Genomic DNA, 11,651 nt, shown 5'->3' with positions numbered 1-11,651 from the left:
AACTTAAGTCGCTAGAATGTCCGTCCGCTTTGAGATGAAATCTGAAAGCGAGCTCTTTAACAATTTAAACCTATCAATCTGTGTGGGCACTCGTTGATGATAATCAAATGAGAAACTTCGGTTTCCAATTGGTTTCAATGAACTGAGTGACCAATCAAGACTTCGGTCTTGGCACAGTCAATTTATTCAGTATTCATTGAGCCACAAAAAACTTTAATTGAAGAGTTTGATCATGGCTCAGATTGAACGCTGGCGGCAGGCCTAACACATGCAAGTCGAGCGGAAACGAGTTAACTGAACCTTCGGGGGACGTTAACGGCGTCGAGCGGCGGACGGGTGAGTAATGCCTGGGAAATTGCCCTGATGTGGGGGATAACCATTGGAAACGATGGCTAATACCGCATAATAGCTTCGGCTCAAAGAGGGGGACCTTCGGGCCTCTCGCGTCAGGATATGCCCAGGTGAGATTAGCTAGTTGGTGAGGTAAGAGCTCACCAAGGCGACGATCTCTAGCTGGTCTGAGAGGATGATCAGCCACACTGGAACTGAGACACGGTCCAGACTCCTACGGGAGGCAGCAGTGGGGAATATTGCACAATGGGCGCAAGCCTGATGCAGCCATGCCGCGTGTATGAAGAAGGCCTTCGGGTTGTAAAGTACTTTCAGCAGTGAGGAAGGTGTTGAGATTAATAGTCTCATCATTTGACGTTAGCTGCAGAAGAAGCACCGGCTAACTCCGTGCCAGCAGCCGCGGTAATACGGAGGGTGCGAGCGTTAATCGGAATTACTGGGCGTAAAGCGCATGCAGGTGGTCTGTTAAGTCAGATGTGAAAGCCCGGGGCTTAACCTCGGAATAGCATTTGAAACTGGCAGGCTAGAGTACTGTAGAGGGGGGTAGAATTTCAGGTGTAGCGGTGAAATGCGTAGAGATCTGAAGGAATACCAGTGGCGAAGGCGGCCCCCTGGACAGATACTGACACTCAGATGCGAAAGCGTGGGGAGCAAACAGGATTAGATACCCTGGTAGTCCACGCCGTAAACGATGTCTACTTGGAGGTTGTGGCCTTGAGCCGTGGCTTTCGGAGCTAACGCGTTAAGTAGACCGCCTGGGGAGTACGGTCGCAAGATTAAAACTCAAATGAATTGACGGGGGCCCGCACAAGCGGTGGAGCATGTGGTTTAATTCGATGCAACGCGAAGAACCTTACCTACTCTTGACATCCAGAGAACTTTCCAGAGATGGATTGGTGCCTTCGGGAACTCTGAGACAGGTGCTGCATGGCTGTCGTCAGCTCGTGTTGTGAAATGTTGGGTTAAGTCCCGCAACGAGCGCAACCCTTATCCTTGTTTGCCAGCGAGTCATGTCGGGAACTCCAGGGAGACTGCCGGTGATAAACCGGAGGAAGGTGGGGACGACGTCAAGTCATCATGGCCCTTACGAGTAGGGCTACACACGTGCTACAATGGCGCATACAGAGGGCGGCCAACTTGCGAAAGTGAGCGAATCCCAAAAAGTGCGTCGTAGTCCGGATTGGAGTCTGCAACTCGACTCCATGAAGTCGGAATCGCTAGTAATCGTAGATCAGAATGCTACGGTGAATACGTTCCCGGGCCTTGTACACACCGCCCGTCACACCATGGGAGTGGGCTGCAAAAGAAGCAGGTAGTTTAACCTTCGGGGGGACGCTTGCCACTTTGTGGTTCATGACTGGGGTGAAGTCGTAACAAGGTAGCGCTAGGGGAACCTGGCGCTGGATCACCTCCTTAACGATAAGATTATTGCGATGAGTGTTCACACAGATTGATACGGTTTAGAAAGCAAAGAGTATCTTAGTGTCCCGTTCGTCTAGAGGCCTAGGACACCGCCCTTTCACGGCGGTAACAGGGGTTCGACTCCCCTACGGGATACCATGGGTCGTTAGCTCAGTTGGTAGAGCAGTTGACTTTTAATCAATTGGTCACAGGTTCGAATCCTGTACGACCCACCATTTCCTTCCACAGGAAATCAAATAATGTGGGCGATTAGCTCAGTTGGGAGAGCACCTGCCTTACAAGCAGGGGGTCACTGGTTCGAACCCGGTATCGCCCACCACTTTTCTTGTTGGATACGATGGGGCTATAGCTCAGCTGGGAGAGCGCCTGCCTTGCACGCAGGAGGTCTGCGGTTCGATCCCGCATAGCTCCACCATCTTTAAGCGCATTTACTTAAGTGTTCTTAAAAATGGTTTCTTTCTTTATAGAAAGTGAATCTTTGCTCTTTAATAATTTGGAAAGCTGACAAAACATTCTTTTAGAATGTTTGTGAAAGTTCTCAATTATCTATCATTGATAGATAACCAACACACATTCAAGTGTTCTTGGGAAGCTTACTTTAAGTAGTAAGTATTCAAAATTGAGTCCGGCAATATCGAGTCTGCAACATGTATAAAAATGCAGACAACCTTGGTGACTTGTTCATCAACCCAAAACTTTTTTGGGTTGTATGGTTAAGTGACTAAGCGTACACGGTGGATGCCTTGGCAGTCAGAGGCGATGAAGGACGTACTAACTTGCGATAAGCGTAGATGAGGCAGTAAGAGCCACTTGAGTCTACGATGTCCGAATGGGGAAACCCAACTGCATAAGCAGTTATCTTTAACTGAATACATAGGTTAAAGAGGCGAACCGGGAGAACTGAAACATCTAAGTACCCCGAGGAAAAGAAATCAACCGAGATTCTGGTAGTAGCGGCGAGCGAAACCGGATTAGCCCTTAAGCCATTTATGCGTCAGGTGAAGTGTCTGGAAAGGCACGCGATACCGGGTGATAGCCCCGTAACCGTTAACGTATTTGTGGTGAAATCGAGTAAGGCGGGACACGTGATATCCTGTCTGAATATGGGGGGACCATCCTCCAAGGCTAAATACTCCTGACTGACCGATAGTGAACCAGTACCGTGAGGGAAAGGCGAAAAGAACCCCTGTGAGGGGAGTGAAATAGAACCTGAAACCGTGTACGTACAAGCAGTAGGAGCCTCTTTATGGGGTGACTGCGTACCTTTTGTATAATGGGTCAGCGACTTATATTCAGTGGCAAGGTTAACCGTTTAGGGGAGCCGTAGCGAAAGCGAGTCTTAACTGGGCGCCCAGTCTCTGGATATAGACCCGAAACCGAGTGATCTAGCCATGGGCAGGTTGAAGGTTGAGTAACATCAACTGGAGGACCGAACCGACTAATGTTGAAAAATTAGCGGATGACCTGTGGCTAGGGGTGAAAGGCCAATCAAACTCGGAGATAGCTGGTTCTCCCCGAAAGCTATTTAGGTAGCGCCTCGGACGAATACTACTGGGGGTAGAGCACTGTTAAGGCTAGGGGGTCATCCCGACTTACCAACCCTTTGCAAACTCCGAATACCAGTAAGTACTATCCGGGAGACACACGGCGGGTGCTAACGTCCGTCGTGGAGAGGGAAACAACCCAGACCGCCAGCTAAGGTCCCAAATTACAGCTAAGTGGGAAACGATGTGGGAAGGCTTAGACAGCTAGGATGTTGGCTTAGAAGCAGCCATCATTTAAAGAAAGCGTAATAGCTCACTAGTCGAGTCGGCCTGCGCGGAAGATGTAACGGGGCTAAGTTGTAAACCGAAGCTGCGGCAATGCCTTTTAAGGTATTGGGTAGGGGAGCGTTCTGTAAGCCGTTGAAGGTGGATTGTAAAGTCTGCTGGAGGTATCAGAAGTGCGAATGCTGACATGAGTAACGATAATGGGGGTGAAAAACCTCCACGCCGGAAGACCAAGGGTTCCTGTCCAACGTTAATCGGGGCAGGGTAAGTCGACCCCTAAGGCGAGGCTGAAAAGCGTAGTCGATGGGAAACGGGTTAATATTCCCGTACTTCTTACAATTGCGATGGGGGGACGGAGAAGGCTAGGTGGGCCTGGCGACGGTCGTCCAGGTTCAAGTGCGTAGGCTTGGAAATTAGGTAAATCCGGTTTCCTCTAAGGCCGAGACACGATGTCGAGTCACTAAGGTGATGAAGTCATTGATGCCATGCTTCCAGGAAAAGCCTCTAAGCTTCAGATTGTAAGGAATCGTACCCCAAACCGACACAGGTGGTCGGGTAGAGAATACCAAGGCGCTTGAGAGAACTCGGGTGAAGGAACTAGGCAAAATGGTACCGTAACTTCGGGAGAAGGTACGCTCTTGACGGTGAAGAGATTTACTCTTGGAGCTATTGAGAGTCGCAGATACCAGGTGGCTGCAACTGTTTATTAAAAACACAGCACTGTGCAAAATCGTAAGATGACGTATACGGTGTGACGCCTGCCCGGTGCCGGAAGGTTAATTGATGCTGTTAGAGGTAACTCGAAGCGGTTGATCGAAGCCCCGGTAAACGGCGGCCGTAACTATAACGGTCCTAAGGTAGCGAAATTCCTTGTCGGGTAAGTTCCGACCTGCACGAATGGCGTAATGATGGCCACGCTGTCTCCACCCGAGACTCAGTGAAATTGAAATCGCTGTGAAGATGCAGTGTACCCGCGGCTAGACGGAAAGACCCCGTGAACCTTTACTACAGCTTGGCACTGAACATTGAGCCTACATGTGTAGGATAGGTGGGAGGCTATGAAGCAGTCACGCTAGTGATTGTGGAGCCGACCTTGAAATACCACCCTTGTATGTTTGATGTTCTAACTTGGTCCCCTTATCGGGGATGAGGACAGTGCCTGGTGGGTAGTTTGACTGGGGCGGTCTCCTCCCAAAGAGTAACGGAGGAGCACGAAGGTGGGCTAATCACGGTTGGACATCGTGAGGTTAGTGCAATGGCATAAGCCCGCTTGACTGCGAGAATGACAATTCGAGCAGGTGCGAAAGCAGGTCATAGTGATCCGGTGGTTCTGAATGGAAGGGCCATCGCTCAACGGATAAAAGGTACTCCGGGGATAACAGGCTGATACCGCCCAAGAGTTCATATCGACGGCGGTGTTTGGCACCTCGATGTCGGCTCATCACATCCTGGGGCTGAAGTCGGTCCCAAGGGTATGGCTGTTCGCCATTTAAAGTGGTACGCGAGCTGGGTTTAGAACGTCGTGAGACAGTTCGGTCCCTATCTGCCGTGGGCGTTGGAAGATTGAAGGGGGCTGCTCCTAGTACGAGAGGACCGGAGTGGACGAACCTCTGGTGTTCGGGTTGTGTCGCCAGACGCATTGCCCGGTAGCTAAGTTCGGAATCGATAACCGCTGAAAGCATCTAAGCGGGAAGCGAGCCCTGAGATGAGTCTTCCCTGGCGCTATAAGCGTCCTAAAGGGTTGTTCGAGACTAGAACGTTGATAGGCAGGGTGTGTAAGCGTTGTGAGGCGTTGAGCTAACCTGTACTAATGGCCCGTGAGACTTAACCATACAACACCAAAAAGGTTTTGTATCGGACTCGATATAGAGACACACTTGATTGTGTGAGAACGACAGCTTTCTGAATTAATTGTTGCTGCGTAGCGGTAACAACAAAGAATTTGCTTGGCGACCATAGCATTTTGGACCCACCTGATCCCATGCCGAACTCAGAAGTGAAACGAAATCGCGCCGATGGTAGTGTGGGGCTTCCCCATGTGAGAGTAGGTCATCGCCAGGCTTTAAATTAAACGGTAGAGTGTTAGACACTTTACGGTAAAAACCAGTTTCGCGGAGCGGTAGTTCAGCTGGTTAGAATACCGGCCTGTCACGCCGGGGGTCGCGGGTTCGAATCCCGTCCGTTCCGCCACTTATTTAAAAGCCTTAGTCTTAGACTGGGGTTTTTTCATATAAAAAATTTAATGTTTTAGGGGTGTAGCTCCAATTGGCAGAGCAGCGGATTCCAAATCCGCGTGTTGGGAGTTCGAATCTCTCCACCCCTGCCATAATTGAAGCCTTAGCAGCAATGCTAAGGCTTTTTTTACATCTGAATCATGGTGAATTGCTCCTAATACCAATCACACTAATTAACTGGTCAATATGGTCCAATCTCTAAAGCAGAGCGAAATGACTCTGCTTTTGTCTGCACAAAAACAATTCCAAGCACTACACAGCTTGTCGACAATATCGTCGTAACATTCAAAACACCTATTGGCTATTTCTTTCTGACGCAACCAACTCCATACCTGCTCTATTGAGTTGAGTTCGGGTGAATAAGGAGGTAGATGAATGACAGTCAAGTTCTTGAATGAATCCGCTAGATAGCTTTGATGCCAACTGGCTTGATCCATGATGACGACAGCATGTTTGCCTGTGGGGGTTGATTGAGAAATGAGTCTGAGTTGTTCCTTCATTGCTTCCATGTTGCTCATAGGAACAACAATAGCTTCAGTTTCTCCGGTATTAACGCACACCGCTCCAAATAAGTACGCATACTCAAATTGCTGTTGTTGTACCGCCCTAGGACGAGTCCCTTTTTTTGCCCAGATTCGGGTTGTTGTGTTGCGCTGGCCAAATCTGGCTTCATCTTGAAACCAGATTTGAACATCTTTTAAAGCAACATGCCCAGGGATCTTAAGGATCGTTTCTATTGGGAATTTTTTTAAAAGCTTCTTGCGCTTCTACAGATTGCTTTGGGTGCTTTGAACGAGTGGTTATCCAAACTAAATTAAGCTTTCTCAATATCTTATAGATGCCTGATAAGCTGTAAGATAGGCCAAATTCCTCATGGATGAATTCAATAATATCAGTCCCTTGTAGTCTTCCACCTTCAGGTTTAATCGCATTGGAAGTGATGTACAGCTTTAACAGAGATAGCTGATCTTCAGTCAGTCGTGGAGGACGGCCTGTATGCTGCTTTTCTACTAAACCTTCAACACCATTCTTTAAATAAGTCGCAACCCAGTTATTGACACTGGTACGGCTGACTTTTAAATATTTGGCGATCTCAGTGCGGCTTTTTCCATCCACGAAATGAGATATAGCAAGAAGTCTCGTACGCATCCTCGCATCGGATGTTTCACGAATAAGTTTTGGGAAGTCAGGGGGGTTCATATCAGCTCCTATCGAAGCTGATATTAGATCATAAAATTAGTGCGATTGGTATAAGTGATAGAGCTACTCGTTATCTGACTAATGGAGTTGCGTATCTTGGCTGCTGGACTGCCGTCCAGTCGAATCTCCGGAATGCCGGCCGAGTAATTTTAAGCCTTAGGAGTAAAGCTAGGGCTTTTTATTTTGAGCTTAAAAAGCCTGTGTCGGGAGCTGGAGTGCCAAGATAGGTGAGTTTCTGTATCTCCTCCCTGTAATAGTTTTAAGCCTCAGCAGTAAAAGCTGAGGCTTTTTTGTTTCTGGCTTTTTGCCCCAGTCAAATATAGAGAGTAGGATTTTCAACTAAGTGGATCCTTAGGCCATTAAATTACGGTTCTATAAGAATACTGGGCTTCTTTTATCGTTTGGCTCGATAGATATTATTACCCCTTAGTATGTAACTTGAGCCACTGTGAGACAGAGATTATTTTGTTATAGTTTTCGTTCTTTTGATTTGGTTTTGAAAGACAAATCTGATCATGCTGAACTTTACTGTCTTATCTACCCGTTATAGCAATTCTACTTTTATTCGGATATAAGTGACTACTGTAACTTTTTTAATTATCTATTCTTTCGGTAGGATTAGTGGTAAATGAAAGTGATGATTTTTGTACTTATTTCTTAGCATTGGCGATTTTTTGTTTACAATAGTAAGCAAATATTACTATGTGGATTTCGATATGACTCAAATATCTATTTTGCTGTTTATTGCTATAGGCGGAGCATTTGGTGCTTGTTCTCGTTATTTAATTTCTGAGTGGACCGTTACCATGTTGGACGAGCATTTCCTTACGGCACTCTATCGGTCAACATTATTGGTTCTTTTATTATGGGAATCTTAATGGCATGTTTTTCAGAACGAATGGTTAGCTCCATACCCATGGCGTCAGGTAGTTGGTCTGGGTTTCTTAGGAGCGTTAACTACATTTTCAACGTTCTCTATGGATAACGTCTTGATGATTGAGCAGGGTGCATTCATTAAACTAGGTTTCAATGTGTTGTTGAATGTTCTATTCAGTATCTCAGCGGCTTATGTTGGCTATCAGTGGTTACTGCGTTCTTAAGTTTATTTAAATAAAATGTTAAATTGAAGGCCTTCTCTCATTTTTGTTGTTCAATGAGAGAAGGCCTTTGTGTATTTAATTCGCTTGCATATAATAAAATTCACTTGTCGGAGTGCCATATGGCTGAGACCGTTAGTTCGGGATCCGTTGAACCTGATCAGGCTAGAACCTGCGAAGGGAACAAGAGAAGACACATCTCAGAAATGCTCTATTACTATTTCTCGCCAAGATGGTGCTCTAATCCAAGTACCTCACTGGTTTGGCGTAGAACTTGTTGGTTGAGTTCTGGATCATCATGCAAGGAACGACCAAATGATGGAATCATTTCTTGGATCTTGCTTTGCCATGAATCACTTGCCATCTGTTCACCAAAACATTGCTGAAGCAAATTAAGCATAATCGCAGCAGAAGTCGATGCGCCAGGTGATGCGCCGAGCAACGCGGTTAAACTACCATCGCTAGAACTTACTAACTCGGTACCTAAACGTAGTTGGCCACCTTTCCCAGGCTCTTTTTTAATGATTTGTACGCGTTGACCTGCTTGGCATAGTGTCCAATCATTGGCTTTAGCTTGTGGGAAAAAGTCACACAGTGCTTGGTGACGATCAGCATCGCTTTGACGTAGTTGCCCAACTAAGTATTTGACTAAGTTGAAATTATGTACGCCAACTTGAGCCATGGGAACCATGTTGTATGGCGTTAATGATTTGAACAGGTCGGTCAGAGAACCATTTTTAAGGAACTTGCTGGAAAAGCTCGCGAAGGGCCCAAACAACAACATACGCTTGCCATCAATAACTCGAGTATCAATATGTGGTACGGACATTGGTGGTGCGCCAACAGAAGCTTTGCCGTAGACTTTCGCGCTGTGTGCTTGCACAACGTCAGGATTCGTTGTGACTAAAAATTGTCCGCCAACTGGAAATCCTGCGTAATTTTTCGCTTCAGGAATGCCAGATTTTTGTAGTAGGCGTAATGAAGCGCCGCCGGCACCAATGAAGACATGTTTGGCTTTAACTATGCGAACTTGGTTATGTTGGTTACCATCCGCAACGGCTATCGACCATGAGCCATCTGCTAAACGTTCAATATCGCGAACTTCGTGATTGAGATGTAAGTTAAAGCCAGCACTATCTTTTAGTTGGGTGATCATTTGGCGAGTGAGTTCACCGAAGTTTACATCAGTGCCGATGCGCATACGAGTCGCAGCGATGGTTTGCTTTGGATCGCGCCCAGCCATCACTTCTGGAATCCATGAAGCAATTTGTTCTGGATCTTCAGAGTAAGCCATACCATCAAAAAGTGGGCTACGGTGAAGTGCTTGATAACGCTTGCGTAAAAAGTTCACATTATCGTCGCCCCAAACGAAGCTCATGTGTGGGACACTGGTGATAAATTCAGATGGATTATTCAGCCAACCTTGCTCGGTTAAATAGGCCCAAAATTGACGAGATATTTGGAATTGTTCATAAATAGCGATGGCTTTATCAATATTGATCTGACCATCTTTCTGTTCAGGGGTGTAGTTAGCCTCAGCCAACGCAGAATGACCAGTACCAGCGTTATTCCAGCCGTTTGAACTTTCGAGAGCAACATCGCCTAGTCGTTCGAATAATTCAATTTTCCAATTAGGTTCTAATTGTTTTAACAAAGTTCCTAAGGTTGCGCTCATTATGCCGCCACCGATAAGAACTACGTCTGCCAGCTCGTCTTCCTTTGCGTCAGAATCTTGCTGGTTCAATCCATTATGACCAGTTACATTTTTCATTGGGGATTACATCTCTTCACTTGCTAATGTTCGAATTAAACCTGTCCGCTACTTTTTTTGTCCAAACTTACCCGTAAGACACACGTCAAAAAGCGATGCAATAATCAATCGCTAAATATAATGATGTTCAACTATGAAAACCGCCGGATGTTGTTTCGGAGGAAGTAAGAGCATCGAGTCTGTGTTTCATGTGGGTAAATTCACTGCTGCTTTTTGTTCTACGTCAAAATTTGCTGCAGGAACTTCAAGTCAATATACCACCATCAAAACCAGTAACAAGTGGTTACGAATTTATTAATGCTGTTTACATTGACACACACCACAAATGCGATATTTATCACTTATTCTTAACATAAGAAAAGGCACTTAATGTGCCTTTTTTTTGTCACAGCTCATGATATTAAACTAGCTCAGCCCTAACAGACGTTAACTGCCACCGAATAACATCAAAAACACAAAATAAAATCACGCTGATTCCAAGCACTGGAAGTGCCAAACTTAATACCAAAGTTGTTAACGCAATCAGACACTTTATTGGTATTGAAAGTGGAGCCCAAGCTTGACGTAATGGTGTAAAACCATTGCCGGCTTGTGGTCGTTTTTTCCACCACATGGCGTAGCCGAAAACGATAATACAGCAAAGAGAAATGCCAAACAGAGCCAAAATGATCTGATTTATCAGGCCAAAAAGAACGCCCATATGGGCATCGATACCCCAGCGAATTAGCTTGGCGACTAGAGGGAATTTCTCAAACTCGGCATGGCTGATCACTGACAAATTTTGTGGATTAATTGCGACTGAATCGACTTGTGTTGGCCAACGACGATCAATCTCTTTTACCATCCATGCTTGGTTCTTTTGGTAGGCTGGAACGATCTCAATTTTATTGGCATCAATACCAAAATGTCGCGCTGTTGCCTGTATTTCATCAAACTTTTCCGTTTGAATCGTCACTGGTACGGCTTTAGCCTGTGGGATGTGACGGCTAGGAGTAGGAGTTACCCAACCGATGGTGTGACGCCATTGGGCGATATTAGCGCCGGCCCATTTAGACCAAGTTAATCCCGTTGCAGAAAAGAACAGGAGTCCAAGGCTTATCCATATACCGATTCGGCTGTGATTATGACGATGACGGGCATAGGTGTTGAACTTAGTGCGACGTTTGGGGGCCTTCTGTCGCCACCACAAGATAATGCCACCCAATGCGGCTATCCACATCCAAGAGGCTGCTAATTCACTGTAATACCTTCCGACATCACCAAGCAATAAATCTTTGTGCATAAAATCAATGGCAATTCGCAGCGGCAATACACCACTTGTACCATAACTGGCTAACGTTCCACGTATTTCAAGCGATACGGGATCAACAAACACGGTACGGGCTCGATATTTTGTTAACGTAGGGTCACGAAAGAGTACTCGTGTGGTATCTCCGGGCTGAGGCGCCGGACGAACAGACTTAATAGTTAATGGTTTATCAAGCGACTGCAGTGCTGCATTGACTTGTGTGCTAAGTGGTTGAACCTTGCCTTGAGCTGGGGCGGTTAATTCATGATGATACACCCAACCTTCCAATTGTGGTGTTAGTACATACAAGGTGCCCGTTAAGGCGGCGATAAAAATAAATGGGCCAATAAAAAAGCCAATATAAAAATGTAGGCGGCGTATAAACGCTATCAAATCAGAGTGCTGGTTCATTTTGAGCGATTCATTATTTATGCATAGGCGAAATCACGGCACTTTTGATCAAAGTGTCGTTAAGCCAATTTGATTGAATGCTAGCCAAGTGGCTAGGTGAGTTGGTCT

Annotated in this window: 3 protein-coding genes, 6 tRNA genes, 3 rRNA genes, 1 pseudogene and 1 riboswitch; of the genes and pseudogenes, 10 read left to right on the top strand and 3 right to left on the bottom strand. The window is 46.2% G+C overall.

The window, feature by feature from the left end:
• Nucleotides 1–214 precede the first annotated feature (214 nt).
• From I1A42_RS10690 to I1A42_RS10650, 9 genes are all read left to right on the top strand, one after another.
• Nucleotides 215–1,767 (top strand): 16S ribosomal RNA (locus tag I1A42_RS10690).
• A gap of 68 nt (nucleotides 1,768–1,835) precedes the next feature.
• Nucleotides 1,836–1,911: transfer RNA gene (locus I1A42_RS10685), tRNA-Glu, on the top strand.
• Nucleotide 1,912: 1 nt separating this feature from the next.
• Nucleotides 1,913–1,988 (top strand) — tRNA-Lys (locus tag I1A42_RS10680).
• 28 nt (nucleotides 1,989–2,016) lie between these two features.
• A tRNA-Val gene (locus tag I1A42_RS10675) sits at nucleotides 2,017–2,092 on the top strand.
• A gap of 20 nt (nucleotides 2,093–2,112) precedes the next feature.
• Nucleotides 2,113–2,188 (top strand) — tRNA-Ala (locus I1A42_RS10670).
• Nucleotides 2,189–2,484: 296 nt separating this feature from the next.
• Nucleotides 2,485–5,374, top strand: a 23S ribosomal RNA gene (locus I1A42_RS10665).
• Nucleotides 5,375–5,487: 113 nt separating this feature from the next.
• Nucleotides 5,488–5,603 (top strand): 5S ribosomal RNA (rrf, locus tag I1A42_RS10660).
• Together the 16S, 23S and 5S rRNA genes with 6 tRNA genes alongside form the textbook arrangement of a ribosomal RNA operon.
• Before the next feature lie 52 nt (nucleotides 5,604–5,655).
• Nucleotides 5,656–5,732: transfer RNA gene (locus tag I1A42_RS10655), tRNA-Asp, on the top strand.
• Nucleotides 5,733–5,791: 59 nt separating this feature from the next.
• A tRNA-Trp gene (locus I1A42_RS10650) sits at nucleotides 5,792–5,868 on the top strand.
• Nucleotides 5,869–5,949: 81 nt separating this feature from the next.
• Here the strand turns inward: I1A42_RS10650 and I1A42_RS10645 are convergent.
• Nucleotides 5,950–6,976, bottom strand: a protein-coding gene (locus I1A42_RS10645) for an IS630 family transposase (RefSeq protein WP_196123473.1) whose coding sequence is annotated in 2 segments (ribosomal slippage) — nucleotides 5,950–6,525 and nucleotides 6,527–6,976 — 1,026 coding nt in all. Because the reading frame shifts where the segments join, the coding sequence is not laid out codon by codon here.
• A 716-nt stretch (nucleotides 6,977–7,692) separates the two neighbouring features.
• Here I1A42_RS10645 and crcB point away from each other — a divergent pair.
• Nucleotides 7,693–8,076 (top strand): annotated as a pseudogene (crcB, locus tag I1A42_RS10640) (fluoride efflux transporter CrcB).
• A 98-nt stretch (nucleotides 8,077–8,174) separates the two neighbouring features.
• Nucleotides 8,175–8,273, top strand: a riboswitch (TPP riboswitch).
• A gap of 17 nt (nucleotides 8,274–8,290) precedes the next feature.
• On the opposite strand, the gene mqo reads toward crcB, so the two are convergent.
• A complete protein-coding gene (gene mqo / locus I1A42_RS10635; RefSeq protein ID WP_196123472.1) occupies nucleotides 8,291–9,844 on the bottom strand; it encodes a malate dehydrogenase (quinone) in 1,554 nt (517 codons plus the stop codon).
• A 400-nt stretch (nucleotides 9,845–10,244) separates the two neighbouring features.
• The gene (locus I1A42_RS10630; RefSeq protein ID WP_196123471.1) at nucleotides 10,245–11,543 is read right to left on the bottom strand and encodes a PepSY-associated TM helix domain-containing protein; all 1,299 of its coding nucleotides are present in this window, start codon (nucleotides 11,541–11,543) and stop codon (nucleotides 10,245–10,247) included.
• Nucleotides 11,544–11,651: the final 108 nt, after the last annotated feature.

This window comes from Vibrio nitrifigilis, from assembly GCF_015686695.1.
Classification (GTDB): domain Bacteria; phylum Pseudomonadota; class Gammaproteobacteria; order Enterobacterales; family Vibrionaceae; genus Vibrio; species Vibrio nitrifigilis.
This window is presented reverse-complemented; position numbering and strand designations above follow the sequence as displayed.

Coding starts and splice junctions, on each gene's coding strand:
- mqo (WP_196123472.1), bottom strand. CDS start 9,844: ATGAAAAATGTAACTGGTCATAATGGATTGAACCAGCAAGATTCTGAC.
- I1A42_RS10630 (WP_196123471.1), bottom strand. CDS start 11,543: ATGAACCAGCACTCTGATTTGATAGCGTTTATACGCCGCCTACATTTT.